Annotated in this window: 21 protein-coding genes; 13 read left to right on the top strand and 8 right to left on the bottom strand. The window is 73.2% G+C overall.

Translation table 11 applies throughout. From position 1 onward, the window contains the following. Positions 1 to 136 precede the first annotated feature (136 nt). Together KME66_RS00760 and KME66_RS00765 are read left to right on the top strand one after the other, a co-directional pair. The gene (locus KME66_RS00760; protein ID WP_073224222.1) at positions 137 to 649 is read left to right on the top strand and encodes a DinB family protein; all 513 of its coding nucleotides are present in this window, start codon (positions 137 to 139) and stop codon (positions 647 to 649) included. A gap of 108 nt (positions 650 to 757) precedes the next feature. Next, complete coding sequence (locus tag KME66_RS00765) at positions 758 to 1,501, top strand: transporter substrate-binding domain-containing protein (RefSeq protein WP_073224223.1); 744 nt, start codon at positions 758 to 760, stop codon at positions 1,499 to 1,501. A gap of 92 nt (positions 1,502 to 1,593) precedes the next feature. On the opposite strand, the gene KME66_RS00770 is transcribed toward KME66_RS00765, so the two are convergent. From KME66_RS00770 to KME66_RS00785, 4 genes are all read right to left on the bottom strand, one after another. Continuing rightward, on the bottom strand, positions 1,594 to 1,761 hold the full coding sequence (locus KME66_RS00770; protein ID WP_178379070.1) for a DUF6381 family protein: 168 nt from the start codon (positions 1,759 to 1,761) through the stop codon (positions 1,594 to 1,596). A 193-nt stretch (positions 1,762 to 1,954) separates the two neighbouring features. Further along, the gene (locus KME66_RS00775) at positions 1,955 to 2,134 is read right to left on the bottom strand and encodes a hypothetical protein (protein WP_029182475.1); all 180 of its coding nucleotides are present in this window, start codon (positions 2,132 to 2,134) and stop codon (positions 1,955 to 1,957) included. Between the two features lie 122 nt (positions 2,135 to 2,256). Continuing rightward, positions 2,257 to 2,691 carry a hypothetical protein gene (locus tag KME66_RS00780; protein ID WP_073224224.1) on the bottom strand — a complete coding sequence of 145 codons (435 nt, stop codon included), beginning with the start codon at positions 2,689 to 2,691 and terminating at the stop codon, positions 2,257 to 2,259. A gap of 192 nt (positions 2,692 to 2,883) precedes the next feature. Next, positions 2,884 to 3,864 (bottom strand): sporulation protein, encoded by a 981-nt coding sequence (locus KME66_RS00785; RefSeq protein WP_216317847.1) that lies wholly within the window; start codon positions 3,862 to 3,864, stop codon positions 2,884 to 2,886. A 384-nt stretch (positions 3,865 to 4,248) separates the two neighbouring features. Here KME66_RS00785 and KME66_RS00790 point away from each other — a divergent pair, with 384 nt between their 5' ends. From KME66_RS00790 to KME66_RS00810, 5 genes are all read left to right on the top strand, one after another. After that, positions 4,249 to 5,586, top strand: coding sequence for a hemolysin family protein (locus tag KME66_RS00790; protein WP_073224226.1), 1,338 nt, complete (start codon positions 4,249 to 4,251; stop codon positions 5,584 to 5,586). Next, entirely contained in the window at positions 5,583 to 6,599 is a 1,017-nt protein-coding gene (locus KME66_RS00795; RefSeq protein WP_073224227.1) for a hemolysin family protein, read from the top strand. Before KME66_RS00790 ends, KME66_RS00795 begins: the two co-directional genes overlap by 4 nt. Before the next feature lie 125 nt (positions 6,600 to 6,724). Beyond that, positions 6,725 to 7,345: an L-threonylcarbamoyladenylate synthase gene (locus KME66_RS00800; RefSeq protein ID WP_073224228.1), complete on the top strand. Its 621-nt coding sequence runs from the start codon at positions 6,725 to 6,727 to the stop codon at positions 7,343 to 7,345. 31 nt (positions 7,346 to 7,376) lie between these two features. Beyond that, on the top strand, positions 7,377 to 8,009 hold the full coding sequence (locus KME66_RS00805; protein WP_216317849.1) for a hypothetical protein: 633 nt from the start codon (positions 7,377 to 7,379) through the stop codon (positions 8,007 to 8,009). 116 nt (positions 8,010 to 8,125) lie between these two features. Then, positions 8,126 to 8,350, top strand: coding sequence for a hypothetical protein (locus KME66_RS00810; RefSeq protein WP_065480053.1), 225 nt, complete (start codon positions 8,126 to 8,128; stop codon positions 8,348 to 8,350). 67 nt (positions 8,351 to 8,417) lie between these two features. Here KME66_RS00810 and KME66_RS00815 read toward each other — a convergent pair whose 3' ends face one another. From KME66_RS00815 to KME66_RS00830, 4 genes are all read right to left on the bottom strand, one after another. Beyond that, positions 8,418 to 8,951, bottom strand: coding sequence for an AAA family ATPase (locus KME66_RS00815; RefSeq protein WP_216317850.1), 534 nt, complete (start codon positions 8,949 to 8,951; stop codon positions 8,418 to 8,420). Then, positions 8,948 to 10,624: an ABC-F family ATP-binding cassette domain-containing protein gene (locus tag KME66_RS00820; protein WP_216317852.1), complete on the bottom strand. Its 1,677-nt coding sequence runs from the start codon at positions 10,622 to 10,624 to the stop codon at positions 8,948 to 8,950. The genes KME66_RS00815 and KME66_RS00820 overlap by 4 nt, the downstream gene beginning before the upstream one ends. A gap of 310 nt (positions 10,625 to 10,934) precedes the next feature. Beyond that, a complete protein-coding gene (gene mptB / locus KME66_RS00825; RefSeq protein WP_216317854.1) occupies positions 10,935 to 12,446 on the bottom strand; it encodes a polyprenol phosphomannose-dependent alpha 1,6 mannosyltransferase MptB in 1,512 nt (503 codons plus the stop codon). Positions 12,447 to 12,740: 294 nt separating this feature from the next. Beyond that, positions 12,741 to 13,010 (bottom strand): hypothetical protein, encoded by a 270-nt coding sequence (locus KME66_RS00830; RefSeq protein WP_216317856.1) that lies wholly within the window; start codon positions 13,008 to 13,010, stop codon positions 12,741 to 12,743. Between the two features lie 144 nt (positions 13,011 to 13,154). Here KME66_RS00830 and KME66_RS00835 point away from each other — a divergent pair, with 144 nt between their 5' ends. From KME66_RS00835 to KME66_RS00860, 6 genes are all read left to right on the top strand, one after another. Then, complete coding sequence (locus KME66_RS00835; RefSeq protein WP_216317858.1) at positions 13,155 to 13,775, top strand: DinB family protein; 621 nt, start codon at positions 13,155 to 13,157, stop codon at positions 13,773 to 13,775. Positions 13,776 to 13,887: 112 nt separating this feature from the next. Further along, positions 13,888 to 14,721 carry a PP2C family protein-serine/threonine phosphatase gene (locus KME66_RS00840; RefSeq protein WP_216317860.1) on the top strand — a complete coding sequence of 278 codons (834 nt, stop codon included), beginning with the start codon at positions 13,888 to 13,890 and terminating at the stop codon, positions 14,719 to 14,721. 63 nt (positions 14,722 to 14,784) lie between these two features. Beyond that, positions 14,785 to 15,810, top strand: coding sequence for an MASE1 domain-containing protein (locus KME66_RS00845; protein ID WP_178379071.1), 1,026 nt, complete (start codon positions 14,785 to 14,787; stop codon positions 15,808 to 15,810). Between the two features lie 375 nt (positions 15,811 to 16,185). Continuing rightward, complete coding sequence (locus KME66_RS00850; RefSeq protein WP_073224236.1) at positions 16,186 to 16,380, top strand: antitoxin; 195 nt, start codon at positions 16,186 to 16,188, stop codon at positions 16,378 to 16,380. A gap of 275 nt (positions 16,381 to 16,655) precedes the next feature. Next, the gene (locus KME66_RS00855) at positions 16,656 to 18,260 is read left to right on the top strand and encodes a sigma-70 family RNA polymerase sigma factor (RefSeq protein ID WP_216317862.1); all 1,605 of its coding nucleotides are present in this window, start codon (positions 16,656 to 16,658) and stop codon (positions 18,258 to 18,260) included. Positions 18,261 to 18,299: 39 nt separating this feature from the next. Next, positions 18,300 to 18,677 carry a VOC family protein gene (locus tag KME66_RS00860; RefSeq protein WP_216317864.1) on the top strand — a complete coding sequence of 126 codons (378 nt, stop codon included), beginning with the start codon at positions 18,300 to 18,302 and terminating at the stop codon, positions 18,675 to 18,677. Positions 18,678 to 18,757: the final 80 nt, after the last annotated feature.

Consider the following 18,757-nt stretch of genomic DNA (forward strand, 5'->3'; position numbering starts at 1 on the left):
GGACGGCCTCGAACAGCCAGCTCCGGGGTGCCCCGGGCAGCGGCGCCCGTCCGCCGGGGGCACGGAAACCCGGCTGCCCGCAGAACGCGGGGCGGACATACTGGCGGCCGGCACCACGGAACCGGGGAAGACGAACATGACGAGTGACGACCGGGTCGAGCCTCCACTCCTGGGCGGTGAGCGCGAGACGCTGCGGGCCTTTCTGGACCACCACCGCGAGACCCTGGCCAGGAAGTGCGCCGGGCTGAGCGACGAGCAGTTGCGCGAGCGGTCGATGGAGCCGTCCACCCTGTCCCTGCTGGCTCTGGTACGGCACCTGGCGGAGGTGGAACGCGCCTGGTTCCGCCGGGTGTTCGAGGACGAGGCAGCTCCGATGGTGTGGTCGCGGAAGCCCTTCGACTTCCAGGCGGCGTACGACGCGGACGCCTCGACCGGGGCTGAGGCGTTCGCGGCCTGGGAGGCGGAGGTGGAGACCTCGCGCCGGATCGAACGGGAGGCGGCTTCCCTGGACCTGGTGGGGCGTCAGCCGCGCTGGGAGAAGGACGTCTCGCTGCGGATGGTCATGGTGCACGTCCTGCTCGAGTACGGCCGCCACAACGGTCACGCGGACCTGCTGCGGGAGGGGGTGGACGGGACGGTGGGGGCCTGAGTACGCCGGAAAGGGCGTGCCCCTGCGGCGGGGCCCGAGGCGTCGCAGGCCCCGGGCCGGTCCCGTGCGCACGTCGCCCGCCGTGGGCACCCTCATAGACTCGGCACCATGACGCAGCAGCCGACATCCTCAGCCCTGATCTCCGCGTTCGCGCCCGACGGCACCCTGCGCGCCTCGATCAACCTCGGCAACCCGATCCTGGCCCACCGGGATCCGGCGAGCGGCAAGCCGGCCGGGGTCTCGGTGGACCTGGCCCGGGAATTCGGACGGCGGCTCGGGGTCCCCGTGGAGCTGACTTCCTTCGAGCGGGCCGCGCTGTCGGTCGAAGCGGTGCGGGCCGGGCGGGCGGACATCGGGTTCTTCGCCCTCGACCCGGCCCGGGGCGAGGGGCTGCGGTTCACCGCACCGTACGTCCTCATCGAGGGCGGCTACCTGGTGCCGGAGCACGCTTCCCTGACCGGGAACGACCAGGTGGACCGCGAGAGTACGCGGATCTCGGTCGGGTCCGGTTCGGCGTACGACCTCTTCCTCACCCGCGAAATCCGCCGCGCCGAGATCGTCCGGCTGGAGGGCGCCCCGCGCGCGCTCGCGGCCCTGCGCGCGGGTGAGGTCGAGGTGGCGGCCGGAATCCGGCAGTTGCTGGAGGCCGAAGCCGCGCGGGAGGCGGGCGTGCGGGTGCTGCCGGGACGGTTCATGGTGATCCAGCAGGCCATGGGGGTGCCGGCCGGACGAGGGGCGGCGGCGCAAGAGCTGCTGGCGTCGTTCGTGGAGGAGATGAAGGCGGACGGCTTCGTCGCCGACGCCCTCGAGCGCCATGGCGTCGACGGCGCGTCGGTGGCCCCCGCGGCCTGAACTCCCCTCCGGACGAACGGCGGAGGGGCAGCGGGTGGCCGGGCAGTCGGTACTCCTCCGCACGACAGACCTTGCCGCAGGCGCGGGCGGCCCTATCGGCCGGGGTCGGGTGCGGGCTCCTCGCGGAGCAGGCGCAGGGCCTTCGCCCGCAGCCGTCGGCGGTGCTCGGGATCGGTCGCCCGGTCGGCGGCGCGGCCCAGTTCCTCGGCGCGTTCCCGGGTGCGGCGGGCTCGCTCCTCCGGGCTGTCGTACAGGTTCATGGGGGTGTCCTCCGTCGTGGGTCCTCCGTCGGCGACCGGCGGTGCGTGCGCGTCCGGAGCCCCAGCGTCACCGGAGTCGGTGCGGTCCGCATCTCCTGCGGCTACGTTCGGTGACGACGCCGGGTGATCCCGATCCGGCGACGGCGCGGCCCCACCACCGGTCGCACCGGTGGTGGGGCCGCGCGGGAGCGGTTCAGCGTCGGCGCGAGCCGCCGATCCGGGTGCCCGCGCCCACGCCCGCGACATGCAGGGCGAGGAGCATGAGGCCGAGCAGCATCACGTTGGTCGAGGCGAACACGTCGTTGGTGGAGATGTCGGCCGCGTTGATCAGGAACGCGATGAAGAACAGGACTGCGGCAGCTATACCGAGCATGGGGAGCTCCTTCCGAGCGGTGCCCTCCGTGTGCCCGGGATCGCGGGGCGTACGCCGGGGTGCGTCTGCCTCGGCGGTCGGCCGGACGCCGGACCGAGCGGAGACCGGCCGGCCGGGGACGGTCAGTCGGCGGTGTGGTCCGGATGTCCCTCGGTCCGCCGCGCCGCCTTCATCTCGGCCTCGTAGAGATGGTCGCGGCCCTCGGCGAGGTCCTGTCTGATCTCCCGTTCGACCGTGCGGAACACCTCGTAGTAGGTGGAGTTGTACTCCTCGACGATCTGGAACGTCCAGTGCCCGGGGATGACGTTGCGGCCGAGGATCTCCCGTTCGACCTGGTCGGCCCGGTGCCCGTGCCCCGCGGCCCGGAGCAACCGTACGGCGTCGTCGAGGGCCAGGTCGGCGCTCCCGGTGAGCTGGTGGAAGTCGTAGAGGGCGCCGCGGGCCCGCTCAGCGGTCTCCAGCGCCTTCGACAGCGCCCCCAGCGCCTCGACGGTCGTGTCGGTGACGCCTTCGGGCCGCCGGTGCCGCCGGTCGGGAGGTGGAGGTGCGGAGGTCATGCGGCTCCTTGTGCGCGGCGGCGGGGGTTCGCTCCCTCCTTCCTACCCGGAATCCGCCGCTCCCGCCGGACCCGACCGGCGAGACGGCCGAGCGTCCGGCCAGGGGCGGACGCTCGGCCGGGGCGGGAAACAGGGCCCGGGCCGGCCGGGGCGGAGAGGGACCGGCCTCCTCCGCCCCGGGGCTCCCTCGGGTCAGCCCTCGTCCTCGCCCTCCTCCTCGTCGCCCTCCTCGTCCTCGAAGGCGTCACCGATCTCGTCGACGACCTCGGCCGCCACCATGCCGCCGACCACGCCGACGGCCACACCCGCCGCGACCCCGGCCACAACCGCGCCCGTGCCGGGTCCCGACCGGTGCCGGTCGCCGTGGCCGTCGCCGTACGGGGGCGGCGCGGCATGGGCCTCGTGGCCGGCGATGACCTCCTTCAGCCAGGCGTCGACCTGGGCGTTCCAGTCGGTCTGGGAGGCCGCGTGGTGGGACGCGGTGAAGCGGTGCACCGTGTCGTGGCCCTCGGTGAACAGCCCGGCGCGCTTGTCCGCCTCGATGACGACCTCCAGACCGCCCGGTGCGGCGATAAAGGTCACCTCGATCTCGTTCACGGCGTGCGCGTGCCCGGCCGGCGGGAGGATCTCGATCTCCTGGTAGCAGGGCAGCTGCTGACCGGTGCCGCGGATGTGGCCGAGCTCCAGGTCCGCGGACCTGAACACGTAACCGAGCTGGCCGAAGGCCTCCAGGATCGCTTCCTGGGCGGGCAGCGGCCCGACCGCGAGCGCGTCGAGGTCGCCCTTGTCGCGGGCCCCCGCGATCTCCAGCTCCGTCCGGATGCCGAGCACGGGGCCGAGGTGCTGGCCGTGGAGATGAGTGACCGGCGTCTCCCACGGCAGGGTGACGGTGAAGGGCACCGTGTGGTCGGCCTCCTCCGCCAGCCGGAAGCCGCCGCCGACGGTGAACCGTTCGAGGACGACCGTCGCCTCGTCCTCTTCCTCCTGGCCCTCCCTCTCGACCCGGGCGACGAGGAGAAGGGAGATCCGGTCGACCGTCGCGTCCGACCCGCCGCCCCGGAGGCGGACCTCCCCGGAGAGGGGGCCACCGGGCAGGGCCGGGCCGGGGTGCAGAACGGTATCGACGGAGGGTCCACCGACCCCGAGGGCTCCGAGCAACTTCTTGAACACCATGTGCGGCGTCCGCTCCTTCTGTGGATGGGCGATCGAGGGGCGTGAGCCGCCTCGCCGGGCAGAAGCTCCCGGGAGGTAAAGGATTTCCCAAGCTCGCGAACGCTACGCACAGTTCCGGCCATCAAGATCGCGGGCGACCGCCCCGCGCCCGCACCCCGTCACCCACCGCGAGCACCCTTCCCCGAACGGCACCCTGTGTGACACCCGCCACTCCCCATTGCTTTGCGCTCCCTTTACTATCTATCAGACGGGTTTCACACCCGGCCCCCATCGTCGATCCCGACGACCCGAACAGAGAAGGAGCTGCGGCACCGCAATGGGTGAGCCTCCCAGTACGAACCGTGTCATCCCCGACCCCACGCACCAGGGGACGGAGGTGACACGGTGAGCGAAGTGGTCCTTCTTCTCCTCGCCCTCGCGCTGACACTGGCCTGTGCGGTGTTCGTCGCGGCGGAGTTCTCGCTCACGACCATCGAGCGGAGCGAGCTCGAACGCGCCGCGAAGGCCGGCGAGCGCGGCGCCGAGAGCGCCCTCAAGGCGGCCAAGCGTCTCACCTTCCAGCTCTCCGGCGCGCAGCTCGGCATCACCGTGACCTCCCTGGTCATCGGCATGCTGGCCGAGCCGTCCCTCGCGGTGCTGCTGCGCGGCCCGCTGGAGGCCGTCGGTCTGCCGTCCGGCGCCGTGTCCTCGGTCGCCACGCTCCTCGGCGTGGCCGTCTCCACCGTGGTCCTCATGGTCGTCGGCGAGCTGGTCCCGAAGAACTGGGCGATCTCCAGCCCGCTCACGGTCGCCAAGGTCGTCTCGACCCCGCAGCGGGCGTTCACGGCTGCTTTCGGGCCGCTGATCCGGCATCTCAACAACACCGCGAACCGGTTCGTACGGCGACTGGGCCTGGAGCCGGCCGAGGAGCTGGCCTCCGCCCGTACGCCGCAGGAGCTGGTGGCGCTCGCCGAGCACTCCGCCCGGGAGGGCGCCATCGAGCAGGACTCGGCCGAGCTCTTCGTCCGTACCCTGCACCTGGCCGAGCTGTCCGCCGAGAACGTCATGACGCCGCGCGTCGACGTCCGGGCGCTGGAGGCGCACGCCACCGCGGCCGACGCCGCCAACCTCACGCTGGCCACCGGCCTCTCCCGCTTCCCGGTCTACCGGGACAGCCTGGACGAGGTCATCGGCACGGTCCACATCCGCGACGTCCTCGCGCTGGACGAGGCGGAGCGGCCCCGGACGCCCGTGACGGCGCTCGCCACCGAGCCGCTCCTCGTCCCCGACTCGCTCCCCGTCGACCGGCTGCTGGCGCAGTTGCGCAAGCACCGGACGATGGCCGTGGTGATCGACGAGTACGGCGGTACGGCGGGGGTCGCCACCGTCGAGGACATCGTGGAGGAGGTCGTGGGCGAGGTCCGCGACGAGCACGACCCCCATGAGCGCCCCGACCTCGCACCGGCCGAGCCGCTCGGCGACGGCCGCCAGGTGTGGGCGGCCGAGGGCAGCATCCGGCTCGACCAGCTCGACCGGATCGGGTTCACCGCGCCGGAAGGGCCCTACGAGACGCTCGCCGGTCTGCTCGCCAACCAGCTGGCCCGCATCCCCGTCCGCGCGGACCGGGTGGAGATCGGCGGCTGGCAGTTCGACGTGCTCGACATCGAGCACCACCGGGCCGACCGGGTCCGGATCACCGCGCCTGTGCCGGCGCTCGCCCTCGTGGAGGAGGACGCCCGATGACCACGATCCAGCTCGCCATCGGCGCGCTCACCCTCCTGACCAACGCGTTCTTCGTGGGCGCGGAGTTCGCGCTCATCTCGGTCCGCCGCAGCCAGATCGAGCCCCAGGCCGTCCGGGGCAGCCGCCGTGCCCGGAGCACGCTGTGGGGTCTGGAACACCTGTCGGCCGCGATGGCCACCGCGCAGCTCGGCATCACCATCTCCTCGCTGGTGCTGGGCGCCGTCGCGGAACCCGCCATCGCCCATCTGCTGGAGCCGCCGTTCGACGCGGCCGGTGTGCCCGACGCGCTGGTCCACCCGATCGCCTTCGTGATCGCGCTGACGCTGGCGACGTATCTGCACATGCTCATCGGCGAGATGATCCCGAAGAACATCGCGCTGGCCGCCCCCGTCGCCACCGCCCTGGCGCTCGGACCGTCCCTGGTGGCCCTGACCCGGGCGCTGCGGCCGGTCATCTTCGGCATCAACGCCTTCGCCAACATGCTGCTGCGGCTGCTCAAGGTGGAGCCCAAGGACGAGGTCGCCTCGGTGTTCACCGACGACGAGCTCGTGCGGCTGGTGAAGGACTCCAGCGAGGCCGGGCTGCTGGCCCCGGCCGACGGGGAGCGCCTGCGGGACGCCCTGGAGCTCGGGACCCGGCCGGTCGGTGAGGTGATGGTGCCGCTGAACCGGACCGTCACCGTCGACCTCGGCATCACCCCGCAGGGTCTGGAGCGGGCGGCGGTCGCGTCGGGCTTCTCGCGGCTGCCGGTCACCGGCCCCGACGACGGGCTGCTGGGCTACTTCCACATCAAGGACGCCCTCGGCGTCGCGGAGCGCACCGAGGCGCTGCCGACGAGCGCCCTCCACCCGGTCATCCGGGTCGAGATCGACACCCCGCTCGACGACACCCTCACCGCGATGCGCGCCGCCGGTACGCACCTCGCCGCCGTCACCGGAGGCAAGGGCACCGTCATCGGCTTCGTGACCATGGAGGACGTCCTGGACGAGCTGGTGGGGGCCGCCGCGGTCTGACCGGCCCGCCGGCGCCCACCGGCGTACGAAGCGGAAGGAGAGGCGGTCCGTCGTGCGACGGGCCGCCTCTCACGCTTCCGTGCACAGGGCTCTCCCGGCCCCGCCCGAGCGCGTAAGCTCGGCGGATGGCCAAGTACTTCGACGTGCACCCCGCAAACCCCCAGCCCCGCACCATCGGCACGGTGGTCGACAGCATCCGGTCCGGTGCGCTCGTCGCGTACCCCACCGACTCGTGCTACGCCCTGGGCTGCCAGTTGGGCAACCGCGACGCCATCGACCGGATCAGGACGATCCGGAACCTCGACGACCGGCACCACTTCACGCTGGTGTGCCACGACTTCGCGCAGCTGGCACAGTTCGTCCGCGTGGACAACGACGTGTTCCGCGCGGTCAAGGCGGCGACACCCGGCAGCTACACCTTCATCCTTCCCGCGACGAAGGAGGTTCCCCGCCAGCTGCTGCACCCGAAGAAGAAGACGGTCGGCGTCCGCATCCCCGACCACGTCGTCACCCAGGCGCTGGTCTCCGAGCTCGGCGAGCCCCTGCTCTCCAGCACCCTGCTGCTGCCGGACGAGGAGGAACCGCTGACGCAGGGCTGGGAGATCAAGGAGCGGCTCGACCACGAGGTGGACGCCGTCCTCGACTCGGGCGACTGCGGCACCGAGCCGACCACGGTCATCGACTTCTCCGGCGACGAGCCCGAGATCGTACGCCGCGGAGCCGGGGACACGTCCCGCTTCGAGTGATCCGGGCCGGTGTCGGGGCAGACTGGCCGTCGTGACGGATGAACGACTGCGGTTCGACGGGTGGATCGCCGGTGTGGGGACCGCCTCGGGGACCCGGCTGGTGGTCGGGCACTGGCCGGGTTCGCCCTTCGGGCCCTTCAGCGACGTGATGGTCGAGCATCCGGACGGCGAACGGATCCTGCTGGCCCCCTCGCGGCGGATCGCGGACTTCGTCGCCGCCACGTACCGCTTCGACCGGGTCGAGGTGGTGCCAGTGTCCGTCACCGCCGTCGCCCCGGACGGGGGATCCGCCTGGCTGGTGGAGGCGGGGCCGCTGCGCCTGCGGCTGCGTACCGGGCGCCGGACGGCCCTCGGTCTGCTGCTGTCCGCCGTGCCGGCCCCGTTCGCCCGCAGCCCGGTCTGGGCCACGCTGTGCGACGTACCGGCCCGGTTGCTGATGCCCGGCGTACGTACTCTGGGCCGCGCGGGCCCGGGGCGGCGGGAGTGGTACGGGGCGCGGGGGCTGCGGCAGGTCGTGGCGGCCGACGCCGTGCTGGACGGGGTGAGCCTGGGCGCGCTCGCCCCGCTCGATCCGCCGGTCGCCTTCGGGTTCGGCTCCGCCCCGCGCAGCCCCTCGCTCGTCCGCGTCACCACAACGGTGGAATTCGCGTCCGCCGGGCGGTGAGGACTCCGTCGGCCCCCGGGTGCGGTGCGGGGGCCTTTGCCGAGCGGTCTTCGCACGGCGCGCGTCGAGGTCCGGCCGGGGATGCGAGGGTGCGGGGCGCGTCGCAGGGTGGACCCATGGCGAATCCTCCGATCGTCATCCACCGGCCGACCCCCTCGGGCGGCCGCCGGGTGACCGTTCACTACGAAGGCCGGGACGAGATACTCGGGCTGGCCCACAGCGACCACGACGTGATCGTGTTCCTGAGCGAGGCCGGCCTCGAAGAAGCGGACCGGATCCTCGACAACCCGGTCTGGGTGGAGTGGCGGGGCGGGCGGGCCCACAGCTACGAGGCGGCCTGAGAGCCGGCCGCCACCCGCACCGCCCCCGCCCCTCCGTGTCACCCCGCCGCGGCCCGCGTCCGGCGGCTCACCCGCGCAATCCGTCGAGGATGGCCGAAACCGTCTCCTCGGGCGTCTGGCCGGAGGTGTCCAGCCACCGCCCGATCCGGGGCGTCCCGCTGCGCAGATACGCGTCGAACGCCTCGACCGTCCACGCCCCGGACCCGGTCTTGCCCCGTCCCTCCTCCCGCTCGCGCACGGATTCCGGTGAGGGGGCGAGCACGACGACGTGCACCGGACGGGTACGGACCCGGTCGACGTAACCCGGCAGATCCTCGCCGAGCACGATGTCCTGGACGACGGCCGTCCATCCGTCGTCCGCGTAGGCGTCGGCCACCTGCGCGGAGATCGGCTGACGCAGGTCGAGCCGGCGCCGCGCCTCCTCGGCCTCATCGGGTGCCGGCTCCGCGCGGCCGGAGACGATCATGCGGCGGAAGACGTCGCCGCACACAGGGACCGCTGGCGGCAGGCTCTCCGCCAGGAGCTGGGCCACGGTGGACGTGCCCGCGGCCATCACCCCGGTGATCTGGACGACACAGGGGCCCAGGCCGACGCCCGTCATGCCGTGCCCGCCCGCGTGGATTCCGCGCTCCCGAACAGTTCACGGATCTCGTCGGCGTCGGTCTCCCGCAGCTCGTCGTCCAGGAGGATCCACCGGGTGATGCCCACGGATTCCAGGAACGGCAGGTCGTGGCCGGCGACGAGGAGCGCGCCCTCGTAGGACTCCAGGGCGCTCGTCAGCTGGCGCACGCCGGCCAGGTCGAGGTTGTTCGTCGGCTCGTCCAGCAGGAGCAGCTGCGGGGCCGGGGCGGCGAGCATCGTCGCCGCGAGCGCCGCCCGGAAGCGTTCGCCGCCCGAGAGCGTGCCGGCCGGCTGCTCCGCGCGGGCGCCCTTGAAGAGGAACCGGGCGAGCTGGGAGCGGATCTGGTTGTCGGTGGTGCCGGGGGCGGAGCGGGCGACGTTGTCGGCGACGCTCAGCCCGTCGTCGAGGACGTCGAGCCGCTGCGGGAGGAACCTCAGCGGCACCGCCGCCGCGGCCTCTCCGGTTCGCGGCGCCAGCTCCCCGGCGAGGGTGCGCAGCAAGGTGGTCTTACCGGCCCCGTTGCGGCCGATCAGGGCGATGCGCTCGGGTCCCCGCACATGGAGGCTGCCTTCGCGCAGCCGACCGTAGGGGAGGCTCAGGTCCCGTACGGTCAGGACGGTGCGGCCCGCGGGCACCGCGGTATGGGGCAGGCTCACCTTGATCTCGGCGTCGCGGCGGATGGCCTCGGCGGCTTCCTGCCTGCGCTCGCGGGCCTCGTCGAGGCGGTCCTCGTGCAGTCCGCGCAGCCGGTCCCCCGACTCCTGGGCGGAGCGTTTCCGCTCCCCCGCGACGATGCGCGGGGCCTTCCGCCGGCCGTCCAGCTTCTTGTCGTGGCGCTGACGGCGGGCCACCTTGATCCGGGTCTCCTCCAGCTCGCGCTGCTGACGGCGTACGTCGGCGTCGGCGGCGCGCAGCATCCGCCCGGCGGCCTCCTGCTGGGTGGCGAGGGCCTCCTGGTAGGCGGACCAGCCGCCGCCGTACCAGCTCACCGAGCCCGAGCGGAGTTCGGCGATGCGGTCGACGCGCTCCAGCAGGTCCCGGTCGTGGCTGACGACGATCAGGATGCCGGTGCGCCAGGAGTCGACGGCGTCGTAGAGCCTGCGGCGGGCGAACAGGTCCAGGTTGTTGGTCGGTTCGTCGAGGAGGAGGACGTCCGGGCGTTCCAGGAGCAGCGCGGCCAGGCGCAGCAGGACGGTCTCCCCACCGGACAACTGCCCGACGGTGCGGTCCAGTTCGACGGCGCCGAGTCCGAGGGAGCCAAGGGTGGCCAGGGCACGTTCCTCGACGTCCCAGTCGTCGCCGACGGTTTCGAAGTGCTCCTCCCGTACGTCGCCGGACTCGATGGCGCGCAGGGCGGCCCGCCGCTCGGCGATGCCGAGGGCGGCGTCGACGCGGAGGCCGGTGTCCAGGGTGATGTTCTGGGGCAGGTGGGCGAGGTTTCCGCCGACGGCGACGGACCCCGACGCGGGACGCAGAAGTCCCGCGAACAGGCGCAGGAGGGTCGACTTCCCGGCGCCGTTGGCCCCGGCCAGACCGGTGCGGCCCGGGGGGACGGTGAGGGAGAGCCCGTCGAAGAGGTTGGTGCCGTCGGGCCACTGGAAGGTGAGGTGGGAGGCGGCGACGGAGGCGCCGGGCGCGGTGGGATGGCTCATGCCAGTTCTCGCAGTCGGAAGCGGAGGAACAAGGGGGCTTCGTATGCGAACAGCACGCGGCGACCCGGCCGGGGGCCGGAGAGGGGTGGGGAGAACAGTCCTGCGAAGGTGAGGGACGGCTCAGCACCGAGGTCGCATCCACGCGGACGTCACGGGCGGCAGAAGTGCCGACAACGTCGTGACCGTGTACGGGTGATGACCGTACCGCGCGATGATCGCGGACCTCAGATGCGCAACGTCCACCTCTATCGGAGACAACAGGACCCGGCCAGCGTAACGGAGGATCTTGTGGAGCGTCGAGGGGTTTTGTCTACGGCGCGTTCTGAGGCGCCGGGGAGGAAGCCGGGGAATCGGCGGACGCGGGGGTGTCCGGGCTCTGCGTCGCGTCCTCGGGGCTGCGCCGGCGGGGCAGCCGGACGCCGGGCGGGACGACGGGGGTCCGGCGGATCGCGAGGGCTCCGAGGACGACGGTGAGACCGGCGAGGGCGAACCCGTAGGGCGGGGTGGCCCCCATGGGGTGCGTCTCGTACACCAGGGCCGCCGAGAGCACGATCAGGACGGCGGAGAGGCGACCGTACGGTGCGGTCGCGGCGACGACGGCCATGCCCCAGAGGAGGTACCAGGGCTGGACCATGGGTGAGAGGGCGACCAGCGCGAGCAGCGAGAGGCCGAGCGCGTGACCGGGGGTCACGGTGCCGCGCATCGCGCGGCGGCCCAGGACGAGGATCAGGCCGAGCGCGATCACCAGGCCCAGCGTCTGGACGGCGGACTTGACCGGCTCCGCGTCGACGTCCAGCAGCAGGTGTGCCAGCTCCCCCAGGCCGAGGCCGAGGTCGCTGGTGACGGAGAGCGCGGTGTGGATGTTCGCGGCGACGCCCTGCGTGGTGAGCCAGCCGAAGCCCGTACCGCTGATCAACGTAGCCCCTCCGGCGACTGCGCAGGCGATCAGGCCGGGGGCGAGGAGCCCCTTGGCCCAGCGGCGCCACTGGGGGCCCGTGGCGGCGGCGTGTACGAGGACCCCGATGAAGAGCAGCGACACGGCCGCCGGTGACTTCACCATCATGGCGAGTCCGACCAGTGCGCTGCCGGCGATCCACCGTCCGCGCAGGGCGAGGACGAACCCGGCGAGCATCAGGCCGATCATCACCCCGTCGTTGTGCACGCCGCCCACCACATGGATCAGCAGCAGCGGGTTGAGGGCCCCGAGCCACAGGGCGCGGCTCTCGCCGCGGCCGTGTTCGCGCGCCAGGCGGCGCAGGGACCAGACGATCAGGGCGAGCGAAGCGAGTGCGACGAGCCGCATCGCCAGGACGGCGGGGACGATCGTGCCGCCGGTGGTCCAGGCGACGGCGGCGGAGATCAGCAGGAAGAGCGGACCGTAGGGGGCGGGGGTGTCAAGCCAGTGGTTGCCGACACTCGCGGCCGCGTCGCCGCCGATTCCGCCGGGATCCAGGGCGGAGGGACCGGCGGAGTAGACGTCGTTCCCTTCGACGACCATCGCGCCCTGGGCGATGTAGCTGTAGACGTCGGCGCTGTAGAGCGGGGGCGCGAGCAGGAAGGGAGCCGTCCACCAGGCGAGGGTGACCAGGGTGTCCCGGACGGTGGAGGCGGTCTTGCCGTACTGCCACCAGGCCACGACGAGAACGGTCAGTCCGACGTAGGCGACGGCGGCGGCCACGGCCTTCGTGGCGGAGCCGTGGTCGGTCCACACGCCCCAGGGGTCATGAACCGGGAGCTTTCCGGCGAACCAGCCGCCGCCGACGATCGCCAGGCATCCCACCGCACCCAGCCGCCGGTAACCGGCCGCGCTCAAAGCCCACATGACCGGCCAACCTATCGGACCGCCCGGACCGGCCTCGAGGCCTCCCCCGGTCTGCCGGGGCCCGGAGAGGTCCTTACGTCTGTGGGCGCCCCGACACCGCGCCGGTCCGCGCCCCGTGGTGCCTTCCGGACCGCGTGCGGGAGGCGGCACCCGCGTACCCGTCGGCGCGAGCCCGGGGCGTGCCGGCTGCCGCCCGGCCCCGTGGGCATGGCTCAGCGGCGGGGGTGGCCGTCTCCCCAACCGTGGCTCGCGGGTCCGCTTCCCGCCGCCCCGGCCATCACCACCCGGTTCTCGTCACCGCACGTCACCACGCCAGTCCCACTGGTGGCTGTCCGGCGACCGCGGTCCGTACTCCGCACGCCCGCCGGGCCCGTAGGCGCCGATCTCGGTCACCAGTCCGACCCCGTCGCGCAGGTCCGCCTCGTCCCAGCCGGTGACGTCGAGCAGCAGCCCGTCGAGCGGGCCGCCGACCAGCTCGCGGTAGTCGTGCCCCGGCCCCGGTCCCGGGCGGGGGTCGTCGTGGTCGGTGCCGTACACCCGTCGCTGCCTCATCAGCTCGTCCATGCGGGCAGCATCCCACCGGGCACTGACAACGGCTCGGTACGAGCGTCCATTGGGCCATCGTCCGTCCACCGGCCGCCCGCCGGTCCCGTGGGCGGCCGGGGAAATCGGCGCGCGCCCGCCACTCGGCTGTGGCACGCTCCCCCGGTGACCATCCCACCGCGCCTGAGCCCCCTGCTGGAGCAGTTCGACTTCGCCTGCGAGCGACTCCTCGCCCGCCTGGCCGGTCCCGTCATGGACAGCGGCAACGGCGTCGACATCGGCGTCACCCCGCTCGGCGACGAGGAGTACCTCTGGGAGCCCGTGCCCGACTGCTGGTCCGTGCGCCGTCGCCGTGACGGGCCCGGGGCGCGGGCGACCGCTCTGGCCGGGGCCGGTGAGTGGGGACGGGACACCGCGGACTTCCCGCATCCGTTTCCCCCGCCGTTCACCACCATCGCGTGGCGCCTGAGCCACCTCTGCGAGATGCTCGCCCTCCGCGCCGACCACACCCGTGGCGGCAGGACGCTCACCCGCGAGGACCACCGCACTCCGGGGGACGCCGCCGGGGCGGTGGCCGCCTTCGAGACCGCGTCCGCCGCCTGGCGTGAGGCGCTGCTCACCGCGGACGACACGGCCCTGGACACCGTCGGCCACAGCACGTATCCGAACGGCAGCGACGCCGAGGATCTCTTCGTCGACGTGGTCTGGTGGGTCAACCAGGAGGTGCTGCACCACGGTGCGGAGATCGCCCTGCTCCGCGATCTGCACCGCGCGCGTCCGTCCTGAACGGCGCGCCGCCCCGACCGCCGGTACGCGGTCGGAGGCGGCGGTCGCCGCAGTCGCCGCCCGAGGGGGCCCGCCATATGATGCAGGGACTTAACGCACCGCGGAGCGGCACATGAACCGGCGTCGGACTCCCCGCTCAGGCAGCGCCGAGGATCTGCTCAACACCTTGCAGGACCTCACCGCGCGCGCCCGGCGCGAGGTGGAGTTCCACCAGGCCAGGGTGGAACTCGCCCAGGCCCTCCAGCGCGACATGCTGCCGGCCGCCCTTCCCGCGCTTCCCGGTCTGCAGTCCGCCGCCCGCTACGCACCGGCCCGCCACGGCCTGGACATCGGCGGCGACTGGTACGACGGCTTCCCGCTCGCGGACGGGGCGCTCGGCTTCGCCATCGGCGACGTACAGGGTCATGACGTCGAGGCGGCCGCCTTCATGGGCCAGGTCCGGATCGCGATGCGGGCCATCGCGGGCACGGCGTCCGACCCCGGCGAGATTCTCGGCCGGACGAACGATCTGCTGGTCTCCGTGGACACGGGGCTCTTCGCGACCTGTACGTTCCTACGGCTGGACCCGGCGACCTGGGAGCTGCACAGCGCCCGAGCCGGGCACGTGGCGTCCGTCTGGGCCACCACGGGGGGCCGGTCCGGCGTCACGGAGGACCCGGGCGGTCTGCCGCTGGGCATCGAACCCGGCGAGCGGTATCCGGTCACCCGGCACACCCTCGACTGCGACGGGGCAATCGTGCTGCTCACCGACGGGGTCGTCGAGGGACCCTCCCTGCTCATCGAGGAGGGTCTGGAGCGGGTCCGGCAGCTGGTGGCCGCGCACGCCGGGGCGAGAGCGGCGCAGCTGGCCGACGAGGTCCTGGGCGCGACCGAGATGACGGGCCACGAGGACGACGCCGCCGTCCTGGTCCTGCGGCACGCCGCCGCCCGACGCGGAGCCCGGTGACACCGGGCCGTACCGCGCGTGTCACCGGCTCGCCGCCACCGCGCTCGGTGTCTGATGAGAGGTGTGATCCGCAGCGAGGAAGCCAGACGTCGGGCCGTTTACGTGGCGCAGGTCCTCGGCGTGGCCGGCGCCTACTACCTGGCGGGGCGCCTCGGGCTGATGCGCCAGGTCGTGATCGACGGTGCGGTCGTCACTCCCCTGTGGCCGCCCACCGGCATCGCCCTGGCCGCGCTGCTGTGCCTGGGCGCCCGCGTCTGGCCGGGCATCGCGCTGGGGACGCTGGTGACGGTCTCCGAGATCGGCGACGCGTTCACGGTGAGCCGTCTGGCCATCATGCTCGGCAACACGGTGGCCCCCCTGACCGCGTACGCCCTGCTACGGAGGGTGGGCTTCCGCACCGAGCTGGCGCGGCTGCGGGACGGGGTCTGCCTGGTCTTCCTCGGCGCGTTCGCGGGGATGCTGATCAGCGCCACCGTCGGGAGTTTCACGCTGCTGCTCGACGACAAGGTGCCGCCGGGACGGTTCTGGCTGGTCTGGTCGTCCTGGTGGGCGGGGGACGCGATGGGCGTCCTCGTGGTCACCCCCGTCCTTCTGGTCCTGCGCAGGGCACGGTGGCCCCGCCGGGGCGACCGCTGGCTGGAGGCGTCGGTTCTCGCGGTGGTCGTGATCGTGGTGGCGTCGATCGCCACACGCAGCTCGATGTCGATGATCTACGTGGTGTTCCCGGTGATCATCTGGTCGGCCCTGCGCTTCCAGCTGCCCGGCAGCGCGCCGTGCGCGCTGGTCGTCTCGGTGCTCGCCATTCTCGCCGGTACGGACGGACTCGGGCCGTTCGCCGGACACAGCCTGATGCAGATCATGGCCAATCTGTCGCTGCTGAACGGCTGCGTCGCGCTCACCGCGCTGCTGCTCGGGGCCATCGTCGCGGAGCACAGGAACATCCGCCGGGAGACGGAGTACGCCGTCGAGGAGCTGGAGGCTCTGGTGGAGCAGCTCGCACCGCTGTCGGGGCCGGAGCCGGGACGCTACGAGGACAGGCCGCGACGGCACGGACCCCTCGACGGCGGCCCACACCCGGACGACCGCTGAGGCGGACCCTCGACCCGTGACGCGCACGGCCGGTCCCTGACGGCGTCGGACTCCCTGTCACCCGCACGGGCGCACGGCCCGCCCGCAGAGGTCCGGGGCCGGGTCAGTACGGCAGGGGGCGGCCGGACGGGGTGCGCAGGTCCAGCGGCGGCGGCCCCGATGGGGGCGGGGGACGACGGACGACGACGCGGATGCGGCCCAACGCCACCACCTCCTCCTGGTCACCCGGTATCTGCCCAGTCGGCGCGGCTTCACACGTCCCGCGCCCGCCGGGTACGGCGGCCCGGGTCCTCGCCGTGTTCCGGCGCGGATGCGGGCCGGGCCCGGTGCGGTGACCCTGGACCCGTGGGGGCGCACAGTCGACGAGGAGGACGTATGTCCGCGATGGACAAGATCAAGAAGATGTTCAAGGGCCACGAGGACCAGGCCGGCAAGGGCGTCGACAGGGCAGGTGACATGGTCGACGACCGTACGCAGGGCAAGTACAAGGACCACGTCGACACCGCCCAGGACAAGCTCAAGCAGCAGCTGGGCACCGACCGCGACCAGGACGGGCCGCCCCGCGCCTGAGCCGGTCCGTCGGCGGCCGGGCGGCGGAAGCCCGGCCGCCCGGTTGTCCGCGCACCGGTCCGTGCGGCACATCACTCGACGTGCCACGGACCGGTGCGCGCAGCGTGCCGGGGCCGCTGCGCAGGATGACGCCTCCCGGCCCCGCGGGGCCGGGAGGCGAAGTTCACGGCGGAGGATTCCGGGTTGCCCGCCGGATTCTTGTTATCGTCCCGCCCTCACCCCATCTCCCGAGTGTGGGAAGTGACAGCACCGGACCCCGGAAAAGTGAGCACAGCATGGGCAAGGATCACCCGACGGTCTTGATCGCGGCCGCGCAGAGCGGCGACCAGCAGGCCAAGGACCGGCTCGTCTCGGCGTACCTGCCGCTGCTGTACAACGTCGTCGGACGTGCGCTGGACGGTCATGCGGACGTGGACGACGTGGTGCAGGAGACGGTGCTGCGCATGCTCCGGGGCCTGCCCGAACTGCGCGACCCGGAGCGCTTCCGTTCCTGGCTGGTGGCGATCGCCATGAACGAGATACGGACGCACTGGCGCGAGAAGCAGGCGGGCGGGATACCGGCGGACCGGCTGGACGCCGCGTACGACCTGCCGGATCCCCGCGCGGATTTCGTCGAGGTGACGATCCTGGAGCTCGGCCTGACCGGCCAGCGGCGGCAGGTCGCGGAGGCGACGCGCTGGCTGGACGAGGACGACCGCGCCCTGCTGTCGCTGTGGTGGCTGGAGACCGCAGGGCATCTGTCCCGGGCCGAGGTCGCCGCCGCTCTCGAACTCACCCCGCAGCACACCGCCGTACGGGTGCAGCGGATGAAGGCCCAGCTGGAGGCGGCGCGGGTCGTCGTGGGCGCGCTGGCCGCCGAGCCGCCGTGCGTCCTGCTGGAGGACATCACCGCAGGCTGGGACGGCGTCCCCTCCGCCCTGTGGCGCAAGCGCCTGGCCCGGCATGCCCGCGAGTGCACGGTGTGCTCGGGCCACGGCTCGGGACTGGTGCCCGCCGAGGGGCTGCTGGTGGGGCTCGCGCTCGTCCCGGTGGCCGCGGCGGCGGGAGCGGGGGCCGCTCCCGACCTGCTCACCACGGCGGCGCACCTTGAGGCACCGGCCCCGGGCGCGGACGGTTCCGGGGCGGGGCGCGCCGAGCGCAGGCGGGTGCAGGCCCGGCGGCGCCGTCGCAACTCGGCCATCGCCGCCGTCGTCGCGGTCGCGGCACTGGGCACGGGCGGCGCGGCGGTGCACCTCTACACCGACGGCGACGACCGGGACGCGACGACCCTCACGGCCGACGCTCCGGCCCCTCGCACCCAGGCGCCCACGTCGGCCGCCCCGACGTCGTCCCCCTCCCCCTCGGCGTCCGCGTCTCCCAGCGCCTCGAAGTCCCCGAGCCCCTCGCGTACGCCCAAGCCGAAGCCCAAGCCGAAGAAGAGCACGACGCCGCCGCCCGCGCCCAGCTCCGCCGCTCCGGTTCCCAAGCCGGAGCCGCCCGCGCCCGCGCCGCCGGCCCCGTCGGGCATGGCCGAGCAGGTCGCCGAGCTGGTCAACGCCGAGCGTTCCAAGGAAGGCTGCGGTCCGGTGACCGTCAACGGCCTGCTCAACACGGCCGCGCAGCGGCACTCAGCCGACATGGCGGCCCAGGACTACTTCTCCCACACCTCGCAGGACGGCAGGGACCCGGGCGACCGGATCACCGCGGCCGGATACCGGTGGTCGACGTACGGCGAGAACATCGCCAAGGGGCAGCGGAAACCGGCCGACGTGATGCGGTCCTGGATGGACAGCCCGGGGCACCGTGCGAACATCCTCAACTGCTCGTTCAAGGAGATCGGCATGGGGAAGCAGGATTCCGGCGGCGGCCCGGTGTGGACGCAGGTGTTCGGGGCGCGCTGAGCCCGCACGGCGCACGCGGCGGATGCCTACGATGCGGTCATGATCGCTGAACTGGAGTGCGTGGTCCTGGACTGCCCGGACCCGAGGGAACTGGCCGGCTTCTACGCGTCGCTGCTGGGAGGCGAGGTCGACCGTCCCGACCGGCGGTGGGAGTGCGACGCCGAGTGGTCCACGCTGCACACGCCCGGCGGTCTCGTCCTCGCCTTTCAGCGGGTGGCGGGCTACCGGGCGCCGCACTGGCCCGGTCAGGAAGTGCCCCAGCAGTTCCACCTGGACTTCGGCGTCAGCGACCAGGAACGGGCGCACGAGGACGTCCTGGCGGCCGGGGCCTCGCTCCTCGACGCCGGCGACGAGGAGCGGGGCTGGCGTGTGTACGCCGACCCGGCCGGGCATCCCTTCTGCCTGGTACGCCACTGACCGTGCCCGTCCCCATTCCTGCGCCCCGGAGTTCCCCGGTGCGGCCGGCCGCACCGGGGAACTCCGGGACCGAGGGGCCT

It is taken from the genome of Streptomyces sp. YPW6 (assembly GCF_018866325.1).
GTDB lineage: Bacteria > Actinomycetota > Actinomycetes > Streptomycetales > Streptomycetaceae > Streptomyces.